Below are 23,162 nucleotides of genomic sequence, written 5' to 3'. Positions count from 1 at the left end.
CGCCAATCCACCAGAAACCCTCGCGAAAAGGACATGGACTCATTTCGCAAGCCCAAGGCCCTGCCTCAGGTGCTCAAGGAGATCGATGAGGCGCCGACGCCCGTCACCGGCCGGGCCACCGACTACCCAAGCGGCTGGTACATAGAGCCGCATGCGCACACCAAGCACCAGCTGATCTATGCCGTGCGCGGCGTAATGGTGGTGCAGGCCCGGGCGGGCCGCTGGGTGGTGCCGCCCACTCGCGCCATCTGGATGCTGGCCGGCATGACCCACGAGATCCGCTGCATCGGAGAAGTGCACATGCGCAGCCTGCAGGTGGCGACCGATGCCGCCCCCAAACTGCTGGGAGAGACCCGGGCCGTGGGCATATCGCCCCTGCTGCGCGAACTCATCCGAGCCGCCATGGAGGTGCAGCAGCCTTACGTGCCCGGCACCCGCGATGGCCGCGTCATGCGCTTGATTCTGGACGAGCTGCGTGCATTGCCGGTGCTGCCGCTGCACCTGCACATGCCGTCCGACCCGCGGCTGCTGCAGATCTGCGAACTGCTGCAGCAGCAACTGGACGACTCCTCCACCATGGCCGACTGGGCGCGGCGCCTTGCGGTGAACGTGAAGACCATCCAGCGCCTGTTCGTGAACGAGACCGGCATGACCTTCGGTCAATGGCGACAGCAGGCTCGGCTGCTGCGAGCGCTGGAGTTGCTCGCGGCCGGCGAGAAAGTCATCGACGTTGCCCTTGCGCTGGGTTACGAAAGCCCCAGTGCCTTTGCCACAATGTTCCGCAAGCAGTTCGACCAGACGCCCAGCCAGTTCTTTGCCGAAGGCTGAGTCCTCGCGGTAATCATCGGAACGAGCCATGAAGATCGACGCATTCGACGAAGGCCTTGAGCACCGGAATATCGTCCCGTATGACCTTGCATACGCCCGAGTCTTCGCCGGGGTGAAGGAGTACGTGTGCATGCATCTGGCCAGCGTGGAACTCGTGCACATCGGAAGCACAGCGGTGGTCGGACTGCGTGGCAAGCCGATGATCGACATCACGGCGATCACCTCCCGCGATGACCTTCGGGAAGAGCAGAGGGCGTTCGAGCGCATCGGCTTCCACCGTCGGCCGGTCTGGGTCGACAGGGATGAGAAGCCGTATGTCTGCGCCTCCGTCTTACATGAAGGGCGGCGCTTCAACGTCAACATCCACATCTGCCATCGCGGCGATCCTGTCCACAAGGACTCGCTGGCCTTCATCGACATACTCAGCCGCCGCCCGGATCTGCGCAGAAGATACGAAGAAGCCAAGGACCGCGCCCATGCGGTGGACCCGGCCAACCCCCAGGTCTACAACCGGGAGAAAGAGGCCGTGATCAAGGAGATAGAGGCGCAGATTCCAAAGGCCTCGACAAAGGAAGGATGCATGGAAGTTCATCAAGTTGGCGCTTCGGAACTCAAGGACCTTCTGGCCTTGTACAAGTATCTTCACGACGCCGATGACCCCTTGCCCGACGCCGCAACTGTCGAGGCCGTCTGGCAGGAACTGCTGGGCAACCCTCGCTACAAATACTTCGGCGGTTATGTGGGCGGCAAGCTCATCGCAAGCTGCGCCCTCACCGTCGTCCCGAATCTCACCCGCGGCTGCAGGCCCTATGGCGTGATCGAGAACGTGGTGACCCACTCCGACCATCGCAAGCAGGGACATGGCAAGGCGGTGCTTGCAGAGGCCTTGTCCTTTGCGTGGTCGCAAGGCTGCTACAAGGTCATGCTGATGACCGGCAGGAAGGATGAAGCGACCTTCCAGTTCTACGAGTCGGCCGGCTTCAATCGCAATGACAAGCAGGCGTTCATTGCAAAGGCGCCTGCCGACCAGGGCCGTTCCTTCCCGTGAGCCTCGAAACAAGGCTCATCCTCTTCACTTCAGGAGAACACAACCATGGCTACCAACACCGTTCGTCTGCACCGCGTGCTGCGCACTCCGCCGGACCGGCTCTACCGTGCCTTCGTCGAGCCTGGTGCTTTCGAGCGCTGGCTGCCACCATTCGGATTCACCGGAAAAGTCCACAGCATGGAGCCCGTGGTCGGGGGCGCCTGGCGCATGTCGTTCACCGCCTTTGGTACGGGCCACAGCCACTCGTTCGGCGGGAAGTACCTGGAGCTCGTCCCCGGCCAGCGCATTGCATACGACGCCACTTTCGACGACCCCAATCTGCCTGGCACCATGAAGACCACCGTGACGCTGACTCCAGTGTCCTGCGGCACTGAAATGTCCGTCGTGCAGGAGGGCATCCCCGATGTGATTCCTGTCGAGATGTGCTACCTGGGTTGGCAGGAGTCGCTTGTCGCACTGGCCCAGTTGGTCGAGCCGAATATTCCGGGTTGAGGAGGCCCCTTTGAGCTTGTGGTGCCACCTCTGGAGAAGGGCGTTGCGACCTGACCAGAATTTGCTGACCAAAACTTCAGTGGAAAGGGTAGTTCAATGCACCCTGTGATCCGTCTTCTCGCAACCCTCATCGTGTTATTGAGCAGCGTGGCACACGCAGGACAGGGGCGCGAGTACGTCAACTCCTATTTCGAACTCTGGCTCAAGGCCCACAACTTCACGAAATTCGAGAAGAAGCCGAATGGGCTTTTCTTCCCCGCGCAAGGGGTACTTCTCGACGGTGAGATCCATGAGGCAAAGGAGTTTTCCTCCAGCAAGTTGTACTCGGTCGAATCCCGGGTTTCCATCACGTTCAAGGATGGACGTCGGCTCGATGATTTCGTCGCAGGCATAGGGAGCAGCGCCGAGGACGCGTTCAAAGACTCGCTGCAGAACTTCTGTCTTACGACGCTGCACCCGATCTACGCGGAGCTCTTCGATCATTCCGACTCCCATGTCAGAAAGGATGCATGGGAGATCAATGGCACTCGGCGCCGGATTTTCTTATCCGAGTGGGGGCAGCGGGGTGTGTCGATCAATGAGGCCACCCAGAAGCAGATCGAGCAGTTGATCGCGGCGGAGTTGCGGAACACCTCCCCGACAAAGGAACTGCAATGGGCGAAGCTGGTTGTCCTGATCGTCAAGGGGAAGGTGGAGCAGGTGGCGTTCACGGTCAACGGCATGCAGGACGAGCGCATTACGCGACGGCTCTCCGCCTTCAAGTGGCCAGTCTCCGGCGAATTTACGATGGCGAAATTGTTCTTTGTGATCGGCGGGGTGTAACTACCGGAGTGGCGGTCAAAGGCCGGCACTGATGAAGCATTGACGACGGCGCAACGCCACGCTTATAGTCGCCCCCGCAGTCGCCTCCACGGCACTGTCGTAGGCGTTACCGTCATCCAACGCGTCCTTTGTCGAGAGGATCCCAGCAGGGAGTGTCTCGACGCAGTAAAGGAGCCTTTGGCATGACATCACTTCCCTCATCCTGACCCCGTTGCCACGCTTGTCGCACTGATCTTCGGTCGACTGGCGCTGGACTCGTCCATCTTTTCCTTTCACAAGCCGCATCGCCGATCCTTTCAAGGACGAGGCGAATGCGCTGTCACGTCACCTGCATACGACCTCAACACAACAAGGAGTAGCGAATCATGAAAATGACCGGCAACACAATCCTCATCACCGGTGGAACCAGCGGCATCGGCCGTGCGCTCGCCGAAGCTTTTTACGACCGCGGCAATCGCGTCATCGTCTCGGGGCGACGGCAGGCCCTGCTCGATGAAATCACGGCGAGCCGGCCGGGCATGATCGGGATGCCGCTCGATCTCGAAGACCCGGCTTCGTTGCCTCGTCTCGCCGAAGACGTTCGTGCGCGCTTTCCCGAACTCAATGTGTTCGTCGCCAACGCCGGCATCTCGCGAGCGGAGAACATGGCCGCAGACGGCTGGGATGTTTCTGCCGCCCAGGCCATCGTGGAGACGAACATCATGGGCGTGCTGCGCGTGACGGCGGCGCTCCTGCCGCTGCTGAAAAGGCAGCCAGACGCGGCAATCATGGCGACCAGCTCCAACCTTGCCTTCGTGCCTCGGGCCGATTTCCCGACCTATTGCGCCAGCAAGGCATTCGTGCACTCCTGGCTTCAATCGCTGCGCCATCAGCTGCGCAATGTTTCAGTCGAAGTGCTTGAACTGGCGCCGCCCTATGTGCAGACGGAGCTCACGGGCGACAGCCAGGCATCCGACCCGCGCGCCATGCCGCTTGCCGCGTACGTGGCGGAGGTCATGCAGCTGCTGGAGTCGCAGGACCACCCCCGGGGCGAAGTGCTGGTCGAGCGCGACAGGGCTCGGCGCTGGGCCGAGCGGGATGGCCGCTACGACGCTACCTTTGCCGCCATGAACCCGACTGCGGCGTAGTTTTAGAGAAGAGCGGCGCGGTGCGGAAAAAGCAAATGCGCTGGGAAGTCTCGATTTGTGGGAATAACTTTTCTTCAGCCCACAATGGCGGCTTGAGTACAACGAAGTCGTGGCGTCGGGCTTCTTTTCCACTGAACGAGCAAGGGAGCTTCTATGGATTTCGAATCGCTGCTGGGGCGGCAGCTGAAGGATGACGAGGTTGTCGAGGTGTTGGAAGTGCAGGACATGCAAGTCGTCTACGACTTCGACCGGACACACGAGAATCTTGAGGATGTTTATTGGGCTGCAGCACAAGCGTCCGGTTTTCAGTTCCGCTTCGACCAAGACCAGAAGCTGGACGTTGTGTTTCTCTATATCGCGGCCAGCGAGGGTTTCAGGCCTATCGCGCGTGACGAAGTGGGCATCCCCTTGTATGAGAGCTTCGATGAGGCGAAGCAGGGCTTCATGCGGGAGGGAATTTCTTTCAGAGAAAGCCCTGGGGAGAAATGGTGGATCAAAGGCGATTTTGGGTCCAACACACGGCACTACGAGTTTCAGGACGACGCGCTGTTTCGTGTCACGCTGAGCATGAAAGCGGCATAGGCTGTGCCGACGGCAATGTCTCGATTGGCGTCTGCCAGGGTGCGCATCGCAACTACCGGCTACAAGCCGGTATCGATGTCGATTGCTTCACTAACTTTCTTCGTATCTATCCGATCGGTGTCCGTCTAATGTCCGCGCCACCATTCTTCAAATAGACGTGACTTCGCTAGAGCGACAGGATGCTCAGGCAAGCCAGATTCATACTTTGTTATGAACGCAGGCAAGAACTCTCGCAGCCTCTCTTTGCCATTCACCGCACCAGATTAGTACTTCGGTGAGCTCGATCGCGCATTGCTTTTGCGCAAAACCAACCGCAGGGGCAGCATATCGATCCGCGCCCGTAACAACGCTTGAAATTGTCATCGGTTCGGGCCCACACTCCGAACGCCTGTCACTCTGGATAGATCGCGATGTCCTTTTCGTTCGGTGCCGTTGTCGTCACCTATTTCCCCACCGACGGGCAACTGACGAACCTCCATTCACTCGCGCAGTCGTGCCCGCGCCTTTGTGTGGTCGACAACACGCCAGAAGTGGGCGACTGGCATCGCGCGCTCATCGACGCGGAGATCCCCGTGCTGCACAACGGCAACCGTGGCGGCATCGCGGGTGCCTTCAACTGCGGCATCGTCGAACTCGAAGCGCGGGGCGTTGAACTCTTCTTTCTGCTCGACCAGGATTCGGAGCTCCCGCCCGGCTACTTCAACGCCATGTGCCAGGCCGCAGTGGCAGCACGAGACAGGAAACACGATCGCGGCACAGGCGATGCCGGCGAGAGCGAAGAAGACGCTGCCTTCCTGATCGGCCCGCTCGTCCATGACACGAACCTGGACGCGCTGATTCCGCAATTCGGCCTCGAGGGCAAGCGTGTCTATCAGTTCGACCTGCGAAAGCCTTTCACCGAACCGCTGGTTCGCTGCGCCTTCCTGATCTCTTCTGGTTCTTTGATTTCGCGCGCGGCCTGGGCCAGGATAGGTCGCTTCGACGAGCGCTACGTGATCGACCACGTCGACACCGACTACTGCATGCGCGCACTGCACTGCGACGTACCGATCTATCTGAATCCGCACGTCGTGCTTCAGCATCAGATCGGCGATCTCCAGGCGAAGTCGCTGTTCGGCTGGAAGATCTACGTCATCAACTATTCGGCCGTGCGCCGCTATTACATTGCGCGCAATGCCCTCGACCTCTCGCTGGCGCATGTGCGCGCCTTTCCCGCGATTCTGTTCATCAACGTCTACACGCTGAAGCAGATCCTGCCCATGCTGATCTTCGAGCGCGATCGTTTGAGAAAGTGCATTGCACTGATGGTCGGCTTATTCGATGGCCTGCTCGGCCGGCTTGGCGGCATCCGCGAGGCGCGCCCCCGGATGAGCAAGTACCTGAGCCGCAGCGGTTGAACTCGCGATGAGCTCGACCCTTCAAGCGCCCCGCGCCCGCCGCGCCGCGCTCGCTTTCATATTCGTGACCGTGCTGATCGACTTCCTCGCGTTCGGGTTGATTCTTCCTGGTCTGCCGCATCTGGTGGAGCGCCTCGCTGGCGGCAGTACTGCAACAGCGGCGTATTGGATCGCAGTGTTCGGCACGGCGTTTGCAGCTATTCAGTTCATCTGCTCGCCGATTCAGGGCGCCTTGTCCGATCGCTTCGGGCGGCGACCTGTGATCTTGCTGTCGTGCCTGGGGCTGGCCGTGGACTTTGTGTTCATGGCCCTGGCCAACAGCTTGCCGTGGCTGTTCATCGGCCGGGTGGTGTCCGGCGTGTTCTCGGCCAGCCTTACTGCAGCCAATGCCTACATCGCCGATGTGACGTCGCCGGAGGAGCGCGCCAAGAGCTACGGCATAGTGGGCGCGGCGTTCGGTGTGGGCCTGGTGCTCGGGCCGGTGCTCGGCGGGCAACTGAGCCACATCGATTCACGCTTGCCGTTCTGGTTCGCGGCCGGCCTGACCATGCTCAACTTCTGCTACGGATGGTTCGTTTTGCCGGAGTCGCTGCCCTCGGAACGGCGCAGCCGGAAGTTTGACTGGTCGCACGCCAATCCGATCGGATCGCTGGTGCTGTTGAAGCGCTACCCGCAGGTGTTCGGGCTTGCGGCGGTGATCTTCCTTGTCAACCTCGCGCAGTATGTCTATCCCAGCGTGTTCGTGCTGTTCGCCGACTACCAATACCGCTGGAAGGAAGACGCGGTGGGTTGGGTGCTCGGACTGGTAGGCGTGCTCAGTGTGCTGGTCAACGTGCTGTTGATCGGGCCGGGCGTGAAGCGCTTCGGCGAGCACCGCACCCTGTTGTTCGGGCTGGGTTGCGGCGTGCTCGGCTTCGTCATCTACGGCTTCGCCGATGTCAGCTGGGTCCTTGTGGCTGCGCTGCCGTTCGGCACGTTGTTGACGGTCGCCGGACCGGCGGCACAGACGCTGCTCACCAGGCAGGTCGACGCTAGTGAGCAGGGTCGCGTTCAGGGCGCGTTGACGAGCCTGGTGTCAGTGGCAGGTATCGTCGGACCGGCGACGTTCGCCGGCAGCTTCGGTTATTTCATCGGCGTGGACGCACCCGTGCATTTGCCAGGCGCGCCTTTTTTCATTGCCGCGGTGTTCCTGGGCATCGGCGCGCTGATCGCGTGGCGTTACGCACGGCCGACGGTGGCGGTGGACGCAACAGCAGCGGTAGTCGAGCCGACCTAGCACGGCCTTCTCGGCCATGCCTCGGCAAGGTCATGGGCAACGGAAGCTATATTGTTCATTCAGCAACAAGAGAGAAGTCACCATGGCAAAAGCCTATTGGGTCAGTGCGTACCGTGCCATCAAGGACGCCGACAAACTTGCAGCCTACGCAAAACTGGCCGGCCCGGCGATCACTGCTGGCGGTGGGCGCTTTCTGGCGCGTGGCCTGCCCGCCAAGGTCTACGAGTTCGGTTTGTCCGAACGCACCGTGTTGATCGAGTTCGACAGCCTCGAGCTGGCTACGTCCACGCATGACAGCCCTGACTACCAAGCTGCGCTTGCCGCGTTGGGCGACGGCGCCGAACGGGATCTACGGATCATCGAAGGGGTCTGAGCAACCGCGGGCCAGGGGCTGGCGCCGACTCAAGCAGCCGAATCCTTCTCTGGCAGCAACGCCTCCAGGACGAAGCGTGTCGGTCCGCTGGCACCCCGGTCGCTGACCGCTAGACCGAGCTGCCGCCATAGAGCCGGGCTGAGCGGGCGAACGGCGACGCGAGGATCGCGCGCGGGCTCGTGCGATTCCTCCGGCAGCAAGGCCGCTCCGTAGCCGGCGGCGACCAGTGTCCTGATCGCATCGTTGTAGTTGAGCTCGATGCGCGGCCGGCAATGGACGCCAGCCGCAGAGAACCATTCCGCGGTCAGCCGGTAGAGACGTGTGGAAGAGTCGTTCATGATCAGCGGTCGCTGGGCCAGCCACTGCGGGGTAAGCCGCCTGGGTGCTTTCCAGTCCGCCGGCAGAAAGGCGACGACAGACTCGCGCCGCAGCGGAGTGACATGAACACCGCGCACAGGCGCCTGCGGCAGCGCCACGACCGCCAGGTCGAGGCTGCCTGCGGCGAGCCGGGCCATGCTGTCGTTGGAGGTCAGCACCTGCACGTTCACGTCGATGCCGGGATGGTTCCGGGCAAGACGTTCGAGCGCGGGCGGCAGCAGGTGCGCAATGGCGCCCGTCGAGGCTCCCACCCGCACGCGGCCCGTTTGGCCGGCGAGCTGACGTCGAACGTCCTCCACTGCGTCGTCCGCGTCCGCCAGCAACCTGCGGGCACGCGCGATGAAGCGCTCTCCCAAGGCAGTCGCTTGCGCGGGCCCCCGCCCGCGAACGAGCAACTGGCCACCCAGGCGCGACTCCAGTTCCGCGATCTGGACGGTGACGGTGGGTGCCGCCAGGTGAAGGGCGCGCGCAGCATTGGCCAGGGACCCGAGGTCGGCGATGGCGACAAGGGTGCGCAGATGGTCAAGGCTCAGTTCCCGCATATGGCTAATTTAACTTTTCTTAATCTGGGGTTCCATATATTTAGCTGGAGCCATCGAGGTCGTATCCCTACGATTGCGCTCCATGGACCTCAATATCTTCATCGACGGCGACCAGGGCACCACCGGCCTTGACCTGCAGAACCGCCTGCGGGGCGGGGAATTTCGCATCCGCACATTGCCGACAAGCCTGCGCAAGGATGCGGCTGCCCGTCGGGCCGCTCTCAACGAGTGCGACATCGCGATCCTTTGCCTGCCCGATGCCGCAGCGCGCGACGCGGTGGCGATGATCGAGAACCCTGCCGTGCGTGTCATCGACGCCAGCTCGGCCCACCGCACCAGCCCGGGTTGGGTCTACGGCCTGCCGGAGCTCGATGCACAGCAAGGCGAACGTATCGCCTCGGCACCGCGGGTCACGAATCCGGGCTGCTATCCCACCGCCGCGGTCGCTCTGCTGCGACCGCTGACGGATGCGGGTTTGTTGCCCACCGACTATCCGCTGGTCATCCATGCCGTCTCAGGCTATTCGGGTCAGGGCAGGGCGGGGGCGGAAGCGCACGAGGCCGCAGCTGGCGGCGCAGGGGCGCATTCGCTGAAGGTCTATGGCCTTGCACTCGAGCACAAGCACGTCGCGGAAATCGAGGCCTATGGCGGCTTGGCGCAGCGGCCCATCTTCGTGCCGGCCTATGGCAGCTACCGGCAGGGCATCGTGCTCACCATCGGATTGCACGCGCGGATGCTTCCCTCTGATGCTTCGGGCGTGCGCATCCACGAATGCCTTGCGGAACGATACCGCGATGCGGCGCATGTGCGCGTGCTGCCGATGTCGTCTGCTGTGCCGATGACCGAACTGGACCCGCAAGTCCACAACGGCTCGAACGACATGAGTCTGGCCGTTGCATTCAATGAACGCACAGGTCAGATCGTCTTGAGCGCGGTTCTCGACAATCTGGGCAAAGGTGCCGCAGGCGCGGCCGTGCAGAACCTGCGATTGATGGCGAGCGCTTCGTAGCCCACTTTGTGAATTCGAAAGGGATATGGCTCACGCAGCCGGATTGTTGTGGGTCCTTCTTTCCCCACCTCTCACCACGCATACCCCGCCTGCACCCGAGCCGCAACCCTGTTATTGCTCCCGCTACTCGTAGCCGTCGAAACCCCCACCCCCAGATTCAGGTTGTCATTGACCTGATAGCCAAACGCAAAGCCCACAGCCGACGCACCTGCATAGTTGCCAACCGCAGCGCCCATCCATTTCTTGCCCACCGGCAGCGTTGGCATCGACGGCATGGCCAACGCCGCGGCCACGCCCTGCGCAGCAAATGCATTGGCCTGGCTGGTCGCGTTGCTCACTGCCTGCTGCAGCTGATTGACGTTGACTGCGTCAGTGCCCAGCACCCCCGGCGCGACATTCGTGATGCCGCGCAACTGACCGGTGGCGGCGTTGCCCACCGACACGGTGTTGTCGCGCTCCGCCACGGAGCCCTGGCCCAGCGCGACCGCGTTGCTGCCCGAGGCCAATGTGTTGGCGCCCAGCGCCACGGCGTTGTTGCCGGTGGCGATGGCGTTGTTGCCTACTGCGGTGGTTGGGTCGGCCAGCGCCTTGGCGCCGGCACCGATGGCGACCGAGCCCGCATTGCTGGCTTGCGCCCCGTTGCCGATGGCCACGGTGTTCTCGCCGTTGGCCTGCGCGTTGGTGCCCATCGATGTGCTGCCCGCGCCGCTGGAACTGGCGCCGGGGCCGCAGGCCACGGCACCGCCAGCGCCCACCGCGCACACGCCGCTGGCCAGGGCCTGGTTCATCAGCGTCTGCAGCGCCGTCACCTGCTGCACGGTGAAGTTGTTGGCCGTGGTGATGGCGGTCTGTTGTGCCTGCTGCACCTGGCCGACGTTGGCTGCATCGGTGGTCGCCTGACCCGCGCTCACGTTGCTGATGGTGGTGCCGGCGCCGCCGTTGGCGTTGAGTTGCAGCGATGTGCCGCCCGCGCCGTACTGCGCCGAGTTCTGCGCGAGGGACTGCGCAGTCGAGGCGGTCTGCTGCACGGTGTAGAGCTGGCTGCCATTGACGGCATCGGTGCTCGTGGCGTTCACCGCGCCGGCGTTGACGTTGACGAGGGTGCGCGTCTGGCCCGCCGAGCCGAATGAAACGGTGTTTGCCGCGGTTGCGACCGAGTTGGCGCCGATGGCTGCGCTATTGGTCGCGCCACTGGCAACCTGGCTGCCCGTGCCGACGGCCACGCTGCCGGTGGCCAGCGCCGACGCACCGGATGACCCGTTGTAGGCGCCGCCAATGGCGGTGCTGCCGTTGCCCGATGCCACGGCGCCCTGGCTGGCGCCCGAGGCACTGCCGATGGCGACCGCCGAGACGCCCGATGCCTGCGCGCCGCCGCCGCCCGCCTGGCCGCTGAAGCCGCAGCAGCCGTCCGTGCCCTGGCCTCCCGACCCGACGGCGATGGCGCCGCTGGCAGAAGCTTGTGCACCGCTGCCGCCGTTGCCGCCCGTGCCGCCCGCGAACCCCTGCCCGGCGGTGCCGCCGCCGCCGATGGCCGTCGCGCCGTTCGCGTTTGCGCTGGCGCCCGCTCCACCTGTGCCGCCGGTTCCGCCGGCGGTTCCGTTGCTGCCGTCGCCGCCCGCTCCGATCGCGGTGGCGCCATCTCCGGAGACCGTGGCTGCGCCACCGCCGCTGCTGCTCGTCCAGCCCGGCTGGTTGGGGCCGGGGTTGCCGGCGTCACCGGCCACGTAGCCCGCTGCGTGAGCGCTTCCCATGGTGAGCAGGGCCACGGCCGGCAAGTACCGGCGCGAGAGCTGGAGTCGAGTGAGCATGGTTCTTCCCTTGCAAAAACGAATAAGACAAAACGCGGGCGAGTGTGTCTTTTTGTTTGCAGAAGAGCCATACCCGAGAACTGGTAGATCCGGCTCCGGCAAGGCTCGGCGTCAGGTTGAGCGCGTCATACTCCCAGCCGGATCATTCGCACGGGATGTGATGTGCCAACCGAGCCGGGAGTAGAAAAATGATCACTGCATGCTGGCGTGCGCTGCCTGCCGCACTGGCGCTTGCCCTCTCGCTGCTGATGAGCGCCTGCTCCAGCCTGCCGCCCCGGGTGCCGGAACAGCCTGTCAACGCCATCGCAGATTTCTCGGCCACGCCGTTGAGCGCGATCACGCAGAAGGTGCTGCCTCAAGATACCCGCTCGGGCTTCCAGCTCCTGCCCTATGGCCCCACTTCCTTCGCCACCCGCATCGCAATGGCGAAGCTCGCCACCCGCAGCCTCGACGTGCAGTACTACCTGCTGGCCGCGGACAACACCGGCCGCGCCCTGATGCGCGAGCTACGCGACGCCGCGCTGCGCGGAGTGCGCGTGCGGCTGCTGGTCGATGACCTCTACACCACCGGCGAAGACGATCTGCTGCTGGCGCTCGCCAGCTATCCGAACGTGCAGGTGCGCCTGTTCAACCCGTTTCCGGGCGGGCGCGGCAGCGACGTGACGCGCTTCATCAGCTCGGGCCTGGACTTCGACCGCATCAACCGGCGCATGCACAACAAGCTGTTCGTGGCCGACAACGCCGCGGCAGTGGCGGGCGGTCGCAACATGGCAGACGAATACGTGATGAATGCCGCCGGCAGCAACTTCGTCGACATGGACGTCTTCGCGGCCGGCCCGGTGGTGCGCGAACTGTCGAACGAGTTCGACCACTACTGGAACAGCGAAGTCGTCTACCCCGTGGGCCAGATCGCCCGCAGCACGCTGACACCCGCGCAACTGCAGCAGAACTTCGAAGCGCTCACCGCCACGGCAAAGCCGCCCGAGGCGTTCCGAATCCCGCTGGACGGCAAGATCCTCAACGCCAGCGCAAACGAGCCTTCCGTCGTGCCGCTCGACATGGTGCCCATGCTGAACCTGCCTTTCGAGCTGGCCGAGCACCAGTTGAGCCCGCTGCTGTGGGCCAATGCGCGCGTGCTGTTCGATCCGCTCACCAAGACCGAGGGCCTGAACGAGCGCGAGAACTCCATCAAGGGCACGGTGACCGAAGGCGTCATCCGCTGGTTCGAGACTTCGCGCTCCAGCATCAAGATGGTGTCGCCGTATTTCGTTCCGTCCGATGCGGCCGTGGCCAACCTGGCGCGGGCGCAGGCCGAGGGCATCAGCGTGTCGCTGGTCACCAACTCGCTTGCGTCCACCGACGAGCCATGGGTGTACGTGGGCTACTGGCCGCACATCCACGAACTGCTCAAGTCCGGCGTGACCATCTACGAGCTGAGCCCCACGCTGAGCGTGAAGCGCGGCAAATACGGCATCTTCGGCCACCGAACGGGCGCGTTGCACATGAAGAACGGCATCGTCGACCAGAAGCAGGTGTTCCTCGGCTCGATGAACCTCGACCCCCGCTCGGCCCGGCTCAACACCGAACTAGGCGTGATCATCGACAGCCCCGAGATGGCGCGGCAGCTGCTGAGCTTCGCGGATGCGGGCAGCTCCTACCGCTTGCGGCTCGACGCCACCGGCCGGAACGTCGAATGGGTAGAAGAAGACGAGGACGGCAAGGAAACGGCCTACGACGTGCCGCCCGAAACCTCGGCGTGGCAGCGCTTCAAGCTGCGGCTGATCGCGCCGTTCATTCCGCAGAGCCAGCTATAGCGGCTCTGCGTTCGCGGGCTCGCCCTTACCGCTCTTACACGTTGCTGGTGGCGCGCACTTCCTCGATGGTGGTCTGACCGGCCAGCACCTTCTCGATGCCGTCCTGCCGCAGCGTGCGCATGCCTTCCTGCAGGGCCGCTTGCTGGAGCTCCTCCGCGCGTGCGCCGGTCTGCACCAGGCGGCGCAGCGTCTTCGACATGGTCATCAGCTCGTGGATGCCCACGCGCCCCTTGAAGCCGGTGTCGCCGCAATGCTTGCAGCCGGTGCTGGTGTAGGTGTGCAGGTGTCCGTCGCGGCCGTATCGCTGCACCCAGTCGCTTCGCACCGCCTGGCGCTGGGCCGCATCGTGCTGCTGCGCGCCGAAGGCGTGCATGTAGTCGTCCAGCAGTTCGTCGACGGTCTCGGGGCTTGCGGGCTTGCTGCTGGTGCATTGCTTGCACAGGCGGCGTACCAGCCGTTGCGCGAGCACGGCCAGCAGAGAGTCTGCGAAGTTGAACGGGTCCATGCCCATGTCGAGCAGTCGGGTCACGGTTTCAGGCGCGCTGTTGGTGTGCAGGGTCGACAGCACGAGGTGGCCGGTCAGTGAGGCCTCGATGGCGGTCTTCGCGGTTTCCTCATCGCGGATTTCGCCGACCATGATCACGTCCGGGTCGGCGCGCACGAAGGCGCGCAGCGCCTTGGCAAAGGTCCAGTCGATGCGCGGATTGATCTGCACCTGCCGCAGCCCGGCCTGCGTGATTTCGACCGGGTCTTCCGCCGTCCAGATCTTTCGCTCCGGCGTGTTGATGTGCATCAGCGCCGAGTGCAGCGTCGTCGTCTTGCCCGAGCCCGTGGGCCCCACGCACAGCACCATGCCGTAGGGACGCTCGATGGCCTTGGTCAGCTGCGCGAGGTTGTTCGGCGACAGGCCCAGCTCGCTCATGGGAATGGGCTTGGCCGATGCCAGGATGCGCATCACCACGTCTTCGAGCCCGTTGTTGGTGGGAATGGTCGCCACGCGCAGTTCGATGCGGTGCTGCGGCGAGTACTTCGCAAAGTTGATCTTCCCGTCCTGGGGGTTGCGCTTTTCGCTGATGTCCAGGTCGCACATGATCTTCACGCGAGCGACGATGGCGTTACGGTAGCTCGGCGGAAGCTCCAGGTAGGTGTAGAGCAGGCCGTCGCGGCGAAAGCGGATGCGGGTTTTTTCCTGGCCGGGGTAGCTTTCGATGTGAATGTCCGACGCGCCCTCGCGATGCGCCTCGAGGATCATGCTGTTGATCATGCGCACAAGGGAGTTGTCAGACTGCTCGATCGGCGCGTCGGAAGTGGGCGCGGCGGGGCCTTCTTTCTCCAGCGTCTGCAGCAGTTCGCTGGTGCCGGCCATGTCGAAATCGAGCGGCTGGCTGGGATCGAGGCTGGACGAGAAGACGCCGGGAGCGGAGGCCGTGTGCTCGCCGATCTTTTCGTACACCGCTCGCAGCACGCCGTCGAGGTCGAGGCATTGCCCGACGACCGGCGTGACCTTCATCTGGGCGATGAACTCCACTTCGTCGAGGGCCGAATGCCGGCTGGTCGGGTCGTCGATCGCTACGACGAGGCGCCCTTCGTGCAGCATCAGCGGCATCACCTGCAGGCGGCGCGACACCGCATACGGGAGCTTGCGCAACGCCTCGGCAGCAGCGGGAAACAGATGCAGGTTGACGAGGGGGTAGCCCATCTTGCGCACCAGCGCGGTCTGCAGCTGGCCGCGGCTCACTACGCCCATGCGCACCAGCGTCTCGCCCAGCGGCACGGTGGGCTCCAGCTTTTGCTGCGCCAGCCCCGCGCGAAGCTGCTCGTCGGTGATCATGCCCAGCGATGTCAGCGCTTCGCCGATGCGTGCGATCGGTGTGCGGCTCTGGGCTTCGAGCGCGCTATGCAACTGCTCGGGCATGACGACTTCGATGGGGGGCATGGGGCGATCTCCTGTCTGGATTGCGGACAGGCAATCGTAGAGCGTGATCGATGCACTTGCCACCAGCTTGACCCTTGAGTACACAAGTTCTCAATGCTGTAATGAAATGCCCCCCAAGGCTTCGCGCACTTCGTGTCGCTTCGCCCGCCCCTCGCCGGGGGCGACACCTTCTCGGCCGTGGTTCGCACCCCGAATCTCCTTTAGTCCTACGCGGATTGCCCGCCATCTGCCCAAACATGGCCGCGATGCGTCAATTGATCCTTGCAACGACCCTGGGGCTGAGCGCGCTCGGCGCTTCCACACAGGCCGAGCCCGTCAAGGTGCCCGTCGACAGCGACGAGAAGGGCTCCGTCTACGTCGCGCCCAACGTCAACCCGACCGAGACATCGGCCACCGTCAAGGGGGGCACGGTCGGCGTGCTGCGGCCCGATGGCAGCGGCACTTACATCGGTACCGACACCTCCATGCCACGGCCTACTTACTCGCTGGGCGGAAGCACCGGCGGCAATCTGTCGCTCTCGGGCGGGTTGTCGTCGGACGGCAAGAACAACAACGGCGTGAAGGCCGGCGTCACCATCAAGTACTGAGTCGGGTACCGAAGGCCCCACGGGCTCAGACCAGCGTGCCGTACACGATGAACCCATCGTGCGTCGCGACCTTGTCGTAGAGCGTGCGGCCGGCTGTGTTGGTCACGTGCGTCTGCCAGTACACGCGATGCACGCCTGCATCCTTTGCGCGCTCGTACACGCCCTGGATGAGCTGGCGGCCAACGCCACGCCCACGCTCTGACGGCAGCGTGAACAGGTCCTGCAGATAGCAGGTCGGCTCCAGGCGCGTGGTGCTGCGGTGAAAGAGGTAGTGCGTGAGCCCGACCAGCTGGCCATCTCGCTCGGCGACCAGCGCGTGCACCGGCTCGTAGGCATCGAAGAAGCGCTGCCAGGTGGCTTGCGTGATTTCATCGGCGAGCGCGGTCGCACCCTCGCGTCCATAGAAGGCGTTGTAGCCATCCCAGAGCGGCTTCCATGCCGCGTAGTCTTGCGGCGTCGGCGGGCGAATCAGGAGGGAGGAGGTCATGGCGTCGGTGGTCTGCACGTTGAAAGACATGCGATTGCAACATGACCCGGCTCAGGGCGCGAAGAACTCCTTCAGCGCTTCTTCAGGCAACTGCCCGCGCAGGCCGATGGCGACAACGCCGGGGCGCGTGTCATCGGCGGGCGGCGCGGCCTTGCGCAAGCTGCCGTGACGGCCGGCGAACTGCACCTCCGACCATTCGCCGTCGCCAGTGCGCAGCAAGCCCTTGAGCCGCAAGACACCCGGCGGCACCTCGCGCAGCCAGGCGCGCAGCGTGGCGGCGGGAATCGCGGCTTGGGGCAGCGCGCTCCACGTCTGGAACAACGATCCGTGATCGGGGTTGTCATGACCGTGGTGATCGTGACAGTCATGACCGCAGACATGCGGAGCCACATCCGCATGCGGCAGCCCCGACAGCAGCGCCAGCGGCACCGCCGATTCCGTCGTCTCGATGCATGGCGTGCCCGGCGCCGTCGCACCGACCCACGCTCTGGCCGCAGCGAGCGCCTCGGCGGACGCAAGGTCGGCCTTGTTCACCACCACGAGGTCGGCCGACTTCAGCTGCCGCACCAGCGTGTCGGCCAGCAGCGGGTCTGCCGACTGCTGCGCCACCGCACTCGCATCCACCAGCACGATCACGCCTTCGAGGCTCAGCTCCGGCGCGGCCATGCCGATCTGCGCGATGCGCCACGGGTCTGACACGCCGCTGGCCTCGATCACCACCGCGTCGAACGGCGTCTTCGCTTCGATCACGTCCACCAGTGCCCGCCCGAGGTCGTCGCCGATCTGGCAGCACACGCAGCCGTTGGTCAGCGCGGTGGTGTCGCCGTGCGTGGCAGCGATCAGTCCGGCGTCGATGTTGAGGGCGCCGAAGTCGTTCACCAGCACCGCCATGCGCAGGCCGTTCGCCTCGCGCAGCCAGCGGTTGAGCAGCGTGGTCTTGCCCGCGCCCAGGAAGCCGCCGATGACGGTGAGCGGCAGGCGCTTCTTCTTCGGCGTCATGTGGCCTTCAAGCCCTTTGCGCCTCGAACACGCGGCCCGACAGCACCGTGCCCCACACGCGCGCGTCCTTCAGCGCCATCGGATCCATCTCCAGCGGATCGTCTTCCAGCACGCAGAAGTCGGCGCGCTTGCCGCATTCGATGCTGCCGATCTCGCCGTCGAGCCTCAGCGTCCACGCCGCACCGAGCGTGATGGCGCGCAGTGCCTGCGGCACGCTGATGCGCTCGGCCTCGCCCAGCAGCCGGCCCTTGGGCGTGATGCGGTTCACGGCGCACCATGCGGTGAAGAGCGGCCCGAGCGGCGTGACGGGCGCATCGGAGTGGATGGCCAGCGGCACGCCCGCCGCCAGCGCGCTGCCGCAGGCGTCGAGCCGGTTCGCGCGGTCGGGGCCCATGGTCATTTCGTAGTGCTGGTCGCCCCAGTACCAGATGTGGTTGGCGAACAGGTTGGCGCACAGGCCCAGCGATGCCATGCGGCGGAACAGCGGCGCGTCGATCATCTGGCCATGCTGCAGCGTGTGGCGGTGGTCGGGGCGCGGGGCGCGCGCGAGCACGCGGCCGATGGCGTCGATGGCCACCTCGCTGGCCTCGTCGCCGTTGGTGTGAGTGTGGATGGTGAGCCCGGCGCGGTGATAGGTCTCGAAGTCGGCCTCGTACTGCGCGGGCGCGGTCACCCAGATGCCGTTGGGTGCGCCGTTGAAATGCCCCGGCCAGCGCAGCCGCGCCGAGAAGCCCTGGATGGAGCCGTCGAGCATCATCTTCACGAGGCCGTAGCGCAGGCGGTCGGTGTTGCGCGGCACCAGCGCCTTCACGTGCTCCGCGCCCTGCGCGGCGCCATGCGTGCCGTGGAAGGCCTGGAACGCGGGCAATATGCGCACGCCGAAGCCGTCGTCCTGCGTCACCGTCTCCAGCACGCCGCAGTCTTCAGGCGTGAGCTTGTTGACGAGGTCGGTCGCGGTGGTCACGCCCTGCAGGCAGGCCAGCCGGGCGAAAGAGCGCACGCCCGCTTCGGTCATCGGCGCGAGCAGGCCGGCGTTGCCGATCTTGCGCAGCACAAGAAACATGGCAGCCGGCTCCTGCAGTTCACCGGTGGGCTCGCCTTCGCTGGTGCCACTCGCGAACTTGACCACGCCTTCGACCTCGTTGTCGCGCGTGATCTCGGCGATGTTCAACATCGCACTGTTGACGTTCATCAGGTGCCCGTTGGCATGGCCGATGACGATGGGCCGCGTGCTGCTCGCACGGTCGACGTGCTGCACCGTCATGCGCTCGCCGCCGAAGTAGATGGGGTCGAACCCCCAGGCGATGAGCGGCTCGGTGTCGGGTACGCCGTCGGCCGTCATCTTCGCGGCCACTTCGCTCAGGCGAGCGACCACCTCGTCCATGGACCGCAGGCCGTTCCACACCTTGCCTTCGGGGTCACGGCGGTCGAACCAGCCGAGGTACGTCCAGTCCCACATGCTGCCTTCCTTCAGGTGGCAGTGGCCTTCGACGAGGCCGGGCATCAGCACCTTGCCGGCAAAGCGCTCGTCGAGCGTGAAGGGGCCCCAGCCCTGAATGTCCGCCAGCGCGCCGACGGCAAGCACGCGGCCGTCGCGCACCGCCACGTGAGTGGCGTGCGGCTGCATCGGGTTCATGGTGATGATCTTGCGGGCGAGGTAGACGGTGGTGTTGCTGGTGCTCATGGCGATGTGGGGATCGAAAGAGGAGGGCGCGGCAAGCCGTCGACGACATCGACGCGCCTGCAGCGTACCCAATGATCGGGCGCGACTTCGCGCAGCGGCGGCAGCTCGGCCGCGCAGGCCGGCTCCGCCACGGGGCAGCGGCCGGCAAAGCGGCAGCCCTGCGGCGGGTTGATGGGGCTCGGCGGATCTCCGCTGAGCTTGATGCGGTTCGCCGCGCGCCGCCGCCCGCCGCTCACCGTGGGCACGGCCGACATCAGTGCCACGCTGTACGGATGCAGCGGCCGCGCGAAGAAACTGCGCCGCGGCGCGCGCTCGACGATCTGGCCGAGGTACATCACCGCGATGTCGTCGCAGATGTGCTCCACCACCGCCATGTCGTGCGAGATGAAGAGATAGGTCAGGCCCAGCTCGCGTTGCAGTCGTGCGAGCAGGTTCAGTATTTGCGCGCGAATGGCGATGTCGAGTGCCGACACAGGTTCGTCGCACACCACCAGCTCCGGGTTGGTGGCCAGCGCTCGCGCAATGTTGATGCGCTGGCGCTGCCCGCCCGAGAACTGGTGCGGAAACAGGTGCTGCTGCTCGGGCCGCAGGCCCACCGCCTCGAACAGCTCTGCCACACGGCGCGTGCGTTCTTCCGGAGTGCCCACCCGCATCAGGTCGAGCGGCGCGCGCACCGCTGCACCAGCCCTCTCGCGCGGATTGAGCGAGGAGAACGGGTCCTGAAAAATGATCTGCATGCGCGTGCGCGCCTGCCGCAATGCTTCGCCCTGCAGCGCGCCCAGGTCGGTGTCGCCAAGCCGCATGCGGCCCGAGGTAACGGGCGACAGCCGCATCACCGCCAGCGCGGTCGTGGTCTTGCCCGAGCCCGATTCGCCGACCACCGCGAGCGTGCTGCCGCGCCGCACCTCGAAGGAGACGCCATCCACCGCCTTCACCACCTCGGGCGTGCGGCCCCAGCCGGCCTTGCCGCGCGGAAAGTGCACTTTCAGGTCATCGACCGAAAGCAGCGTGTCGGTCTTGCCGATGAATGTCATGCGGCCTCTCTTTCGCGTTGGTCGAGCGCTTCGGCATGCAGCCAGCAGGCCGCGCCGTGCGGCACGCCAGCGGCCGCATTGCCGTGCATCGCGAACATCGGCGGCACTTCGGAGGCGCAGCGTGCCATCGCGCGCGGGCAGCGTTCTCGAAAGGCGCAGCCCGTGCCCAGCTCCCAGATCGAAGGCACCACGCCCGCGATCTCGGCCAGGTCTTCACGCGCATCGTCGTCGTACGCTGCGCTGCTGCCGAGCTCGGGCAGGCAATCGATCAGCCCGCGCGTGTAGGGGTGGCCGGGCTCCGACAGCACCTGCTCGGTTGTGCCTTGTTCGATGACGCGGCCCGCGTACATCACCATCACGCGGTCGGCCATCTCGGCGACCGCGCCCATGTCGTGCGTGATGAGCATGATGGCCGTGCCCTTCTCGCGCTGCAGTTCGCGCAGCAGGTCGAAGATCTGCGCCTGTACCGTCACGTCGAGCGCAGTGGTGGGTTCGTCGGCAATGAGGATGTCGGGGCGACAGGCCAGCGCCATCGCGATCATCACGCGCTGGCGCATGCCGCCGGAGAGCTGGTGCGGGTACTCGTCCACGCGCCGCTCGGGCGCAGGAATGCCCACCTGCTGCAGCATCTCGATGGCGCGCTGCCTCGCCGCACGCGCGTTCATGCCGGCATGCAGCTGCAGCGATTCGCCGATCTGGTCGCCCACGGTGAACACCGGGTTCAGCGATGTCATCGGCTCCTGGAAGATCATCGAGATGCGGTTGCCGCGCACCTCGCGCATACGTGCATCGGTGGCCTGCACCAGGTCTTCGCCCTGGAACAGCACCCGGCCGTCGCGGATGCGGCCCGGCGGCGAGGGAATGAGCCGCAGCAGCGCCAGTGCCGTCATGCTCTTTCCGCAGCCCGATTCGCCGACCACGCACAGCGTTTCGCCGGCGCGGATCTCGAAGTCGACCCCGTTGAGCACCAGCGCCTGGCCTCGCCTTGTCTTGAACTCGACGTGCAAGTCCTGCACGCGCAGCAGTGCGTCGTCGTTCGTCATCAGCGTTCCCTCAGCTTGGGGTTGAGGGCGTCGTTCAGGCCGTCGCCGATCAGGCTCACGGCCAGTACGGTGACGAAGATCGCCGCACCGGGAAAGGCCACGGCCCACCAGCACGAAAGCACGTACTGCCGACTGGAGCCGATCATCAACCCCCAGCTCATCTGGTTCGGATCACCCAGCCCGAGGAAGGACAGGCCCGCCTCGAACAGAATCGCAGCGCCGATGGCCAGCGTGGCCGACACCACCAGCGGCGGCAGCGCGTTGGGCAAGATCACTTTCCAGATGATGCGAGCGTCGCGTGCGCCGATGGCACGCTCGGCCCGCACGAACTCCAGCCCGCGAAATTTCATGAACTCAGCACGCGTGAGCCGCGCGGTGCCGGTCCAGCTCACGATGCCGATGGCCAGCGTCACCGTTACCAGCGTGGGCGAGAACAGCGTTACCACCACCATCGCGAACAGCAGCGCGGGCAGCACCTGGAAGAACTCGGTCAGCTTCATCAGCGCAGAATCGACCTTGCCGCCGTAGTAGCCCGCGAAGGCGCCGAGCGTGATGCCGATCAGCACCGAGAGCAACGCGGCCACCGCACCCACCAGCAGCGTGGCGCGCCCGCCGTAGATCAGCGCGGTGAGCACGTCGCGGCCCAGGTAGTCGCTGCCGAGCCAGGCGTCTTCGCTGAAGGGCGGCGTGAGCGGCGCGGCCTTGATCTCGAACGGGTCGGCCGGGTAGACCCATGGCCCGGCAATGGCCACGAGCAGCACGACCAGCAGCATCGCCATGCCGGCGATGGCGGCAGGGTTGCGCAGGAACATGCGCATCGCCTCCACACCCGGGTGCTCGATGCGCATGGCGGGTTTTGCCTGGGCCTTGGAAGATGCGGCAGCAGCAGCGGTAGGCATCGTGATCACCTTGCTCATGAGGCCTTGATCCGTGGATCGATGAAGCGGTAGCACAGGTCGGTGAGCTGGTTCATCACCACCACCACGATGGAAGAGAACAGCAGCACGCCGAGAATGGTCGGGTAGTCGCGCCGCAGCACCGACTCGAAGGCCAGCCGGCCGAGGCCCGGCCAGTTGAACACCGTCTCCACCAGAATGGCGCCGGCCAGCACGTTGCCGAACTGCAGCCCCAGCACCGTGACCACCGGCAGCAGTGCGTTGCGCAGCGCATGCTTGTAGAGCACCACGCGGTCGGCCAGCCCTTTTGCGCGAGCGGTGCGGATGAAGTCGGAGCCCAGCACGTCGAGCATCGACGAGCGCGCAAGCCGGCTGTACTGCGCGAGATACACCAGGCTCAGCGTGAGCGTGGGCAGCACCAGGTGCTGTGCCACGTCGAGCATGTCCGCGAAGCCGCCGGTGCCCGTCGAGTCGATGGAGCGCATGCCCGCGACAGGAAGAATCGGAAACACCGATGCCAGCAGGATCACCAGCATGATCCCCAGCCAGAACACCGGCGCGGCGAAGCCCACCAGCGACAGCACGGTGATGAACTGCGAGAGCAACCCGTTCGGCCTGCGCGACGACAGCACGCCCAGCGCAGTGCCCACGAAGAAGGCCAGCAGCACCGAGCTGAGCACCAGCAGCAGCGTGGCCGGTACGCGCTCGGCGATCATGCTCGTCACCGGCAGGTTGAAGAAGTACGAGTAGCCCAGGTCGCCCTGCGCCACCTTGCCCAGGTACACGCCGAGCTGTACCGGCAGCGACTTGTCGAGCCCGTACTGCGTGCGCAGCTGCGCCATCAGCTCGGGCGACATGCCGCCGCTGGCGCCGGCAATGGTTTCCACCGGGTCGCCCGGCGCCGCGTGCACCAGCACGAAATTGAGCACCACCACCGCGAGCACCAGGCCCAGGGCCTGGAGCAGTCGCGAGGCGGTGTAGCGAAGCGTGCCCATGTCGT

General features: G+C 65.1%; 22 protein-coding genes. 12 read left to right on the top strand and 10 right to left on the bottom strand.

The genetic code is table 11. The features are described 5' to 3' along the window. Window positions 1–33: 33 nt before the first annotated feature. From ACN9MV_RS23060 to ACN9MV_RS23020, 9 genes are all read left to right on the top strand, one after another. Window positions 34–828, top strand: a complete 795-nt coding sequence (locus tag ACN9MV_RS23060; protein ID WP_426389655.1) for an AraC family transcriptional regulator — start codon at window positions 34–36, stop codon at window positions 826–828. A gap of 28 nt (window positions 829–856) precedes the next feature. Then, window positions 857–1,876, top strand: a complete 1,020-nt coding sequence (locus ACN9MV_RS23055) for a GNAT family N-acetyltransferase (RefSeq protein ID WP_426389653.1) — start codon at window positions 857–859, stop codon at window positions 1,874–1,876. A gap of 45 nt (window positions 1,877–1,921) precedes the next feature. Beyond that, window positions 1,922–2,368, top strand: a complete 447-nt coding sequence (locus ACN9MV_RS23050; protein ID WP_093080786.1) for an SRPBCC family protein — start codon at window positions 1,922–1,924, stop codon at window positions 2,366–2,368. A 96-nt stretch (window positions 2,369–2,464) separates the two neighbouring features. Next, on the top strand, window positions 2,465–3,190 hold the full coding sequence (locus tag ACN9MV_RS23045) for a DUF6348 family protein (protein WP_093058480.1): 726 nt from the start codon (window positions 2,465–2,467) through the stop codon (window positions 3,188–3,190). A gap of 365 nt (window positions 3,191–3,555) precedes the next feature. Further along, entirely contained in the window at window positions 3,556–4,317 is a 762-nt protein-coding gene (locus ACN9MV_RS23040) for an SDR family oxidoreductase (RefSeq protein ID WP_426389651.1), read from the top strand. A 153-nt stretch (window positions 4,318–4,470) separates the two neighbouring features. After that, on the top strand, window positions 4,471–4,899 hold the full coding sequence (locus tag ACN9MV_RS23035; RefSeq protein ID WP_426389650.1) for a hypothetical protein: 429 nt from the start codon (window positions 4,471–4,473) through the stop codon (window positions 4,897–4,899). A 509-nt stretch (window positions 4,900–5,408) separates the two neighbouring features. After that, the gene (locus ACN9MV_RS23030) at window positions 5,409–6,296 is read left to right on the top strand and encodes a rhamnosyltransferase (protein WP_256331039.1); all 888 of its coding nucleotides are present in this window, start codon (window positions 5,409–5,411) and stop codon (window positions 6,294–6,296) included. A 7-nt stretch (window positions 6,297–6,303) separates the two neighbouring features. Continuing rightward, entirely contained in the window at window positions 6,304–7,572 is a 1,269-nt protein-coding gene (locus tag ACN9MV_RS23025) for a TCR/Tet family MFS transporter (protein WP_426389649.1), read from the top strand. 82 nt (window positions 7,573–7,654) lie between these two features. After that, entirely contained in the window at window positions 7,655–7,945 is a 291-nt protein-coding gene (locus ACN9MV_RS23020) for a DUF1330 domain-containing protein (RefSeq protein ID WP_093179630.1), read from the top strand. A 29-nt stretch (window positions 7,946–7,974) separates the two neighbouring features. Here the strand turns inward: ACN9MV_RS23020 and ACN9MV_RS23015 are convergent, their stop codons facing one another. After that, window positions 7,975–8,865, bottom strand: a complete 891-nt coding sequence (locus tag ACN9MV_RS23015; RefSeq protein WP_426389647.1) for a LysR family transcriptional regulator — start codon at window positions 8,863–8,865, stop codon at window positions 7,975–7,977. 82 nt (window positions 8,866–8,947) lie between these two features. On the opposite strand from ACN9MV_RS23015, the gene argC reads away from it, so the two are divergent. Then, a complete protein-coding gene (gene argC / locus ACN9MV_RS23010) occupies window positions 8,948–9,874 on the top strand; it encodes an N-acetyl-gamma-glutamyl-phosphate reductase (RefSeq protein WP_093179632.1) in 927 nt (308 codons plus the stop codon). A gap of 71 nt (window positions 9,875–9,945) precedes the next feature. On the opposite strand, the gene ACN9MV_RS23005 is transcribed toward argC, so the two are convergent. Continuing rightward, window positions 9,946–11,682, bottom strand: a complete 1,737-nt coding sequence (locus ACN9MV_RS23005) for a YadA family autotransporter adhesin (protein WP_426389645.1) — start codon at window positions 11,680–11,682, stop codon at window positions 9,946–9,948. A 188-nt stretch (window positions 11,683–11,870) separates the two neighbouring features. Here ACN9MV_RS23005 and ACN9MV_RS23000 point away from each other — a divergent pair, with 188 nt between their 5' ends. Continuing rightward, on the top strand, window positions 11,871–13,496 hold the full coding sequence (locus ACN9MV_RS23000) for a phospholipase D family protein (protein ID WP_426389643.1): 1,626 nt from the start codon (window positions 11,871–11,873) through the stop codon (window positions 13,494–13,496). Window positions 13,497–13,530: 34 nt separating this feature from the next. On the opposite strand, the gene ACN9MV_RS22995 is transcribed toward ACN9MV_RS23000, so the two are convergent. Next, the gene (locus ACN9MV_RS22995; RefSeq protein WP_426389642.1) at window positions 13,531–15,432 is read right to left on the bottom strand and encodes a GspE/PulE family protein; all 1,902 of its coding nucleotides are present in this window, start codon (window positions 15,430–15,432) and stop codon (window positions 13,531–13,533) included. A 245-nt stretch (window positions 15,433–15,677) separates the two neighbouring features. On the opposite strand from ACN9MV_RS22995, the gene ACN9MV_RS22990 reads away from it, so the two are divergent. After that, on the top strand, window positions 15,678–16,019 hold the full coding sequence (locus tag ACN9MV_RS22990) for a hypothetical protein (protein WP_093058531.1): 342 nt from the start codon (window positions 15,678–15,680) through the stop codon (window positions 16,017–16,019). A gap of 25 nt (window positions 16,020–16,044) precedes the next feature. Here the strand turns inward: ACN9MV_RS22990 and ACN9MV_RS22985 are convergent, their stop codons facing one another. From ACN9MV_RS22985 to ACN9MV_RS22955, 7 genes are read right to left on the bottom strand one after another with little or no spacing between them, the layout of a single operon-like run. Then, a complete protein-coding gene (locus ACN9MV_RS22985) occupies window positions 16,045–16,506 on the bottom strand; it encodes a GNAT family N-acetyltransferase (protein WP_093080889.1) in 462 nt (153 codons plus the stop codon). Between the two features lie 51 nt (window positions 16,507–16,557). Beyond that, complete coding sequence (locus ACN9MV_RS22980; RefSeq protein WP_093058466.1) at window positions 16,558–17,505, bottom strand: CobW family GTP-binding protein; 948 nt, start codon at window positions 17,503–17,505, stop codon at window positions 16,558–16,560. Window positions 17,506–17,512: 7 nt separating this feature from the next. After that, window positions 17,513–19,189 carry an amidohydrolase gene (locus tag ACN9MV_RS22975; protein ID WP_426389640.1) on the bottom strand — a complete coding sequence of 559 codons (1,677 nt, stop codon included), beginning with the start codon at window positions 19,187–19,189 and terminating at the stop codon, window positions 17,513–17,515. Then, on the bottom strand, window positions 19,186–20,223 hold the full coding sequence (locus ACN9MV_RS22970) for an ABC transporter ATP-binding protein (protein WP_426389639.1): 1,038 nt from the start codon (window positions 20,221–20,223) through the stop codon (window positions 19,186–19,188). The genes ACN9MV_RS22975 and ACN9MV_RS22970 overlap by 4 nt, the downstream gene beginning before the upstream one ends. Then, window positions 20,220–21,266 (bottom strand): ABC transporter ATP-binding protein, encoded by a 1,047-nt coding sequence (locus ACN9MV_RS22965; protein ID WP_426389638.1) that lies wholly within the window; start codon window positions 21,264–21,266, stop codon window positions 20,220–20,222. The genes ACN9MV_RS22970 and ACN9MV_RS22965 overlap by 4 nt, the downstream gene beginning before the upstream one ends. Beyond that, window positions 21,266–22,183 (bottom strand): ABC transporter permease, encoded by a 918-nt coding sequence (locus tag ACN9MV_RS22960; RefSeq protein WP_426389637.1) that lies wholly within the window; start codon window positions 22,181–22,183, stop codon window positions 21,266–21,268. The genes ACN9MV_RS22965 and ACN9MV_RS22960 overlap by 1 nt, the downstream gene beginning before the upstream one ends. Continuing rightward, window positions 22,180–23,157 (bottom strand): ABC transporter permease, encoded by a 978-nt coding sequence (locus ACN9MV_RS22955; protein WP_093058462.1) that lies wholly within the window; start codon window positions 23,155–23,157, stop codon window positions 22,180–22,182. Before ACN9MV_RS22955 ends, ACN9MV_RS22960 begins: the two co-directional genes overlap by 4 nt. Between the last annotated feature and the right edge of the window lie 5 nt (window positions 23,158–23,162).

Source organism: Variovorax sp. R-27, from assembly GCF_049913215.1.
Taxonomy (GTDB): Bacteria; Pseudomonadota; Gammaproteobacteria; order Burkholderiales; family Burkholderiaceae_C; genus Variovorax.
This window is presented reverse-complemented; position numbering and strand designations above follow the sequence as displayed.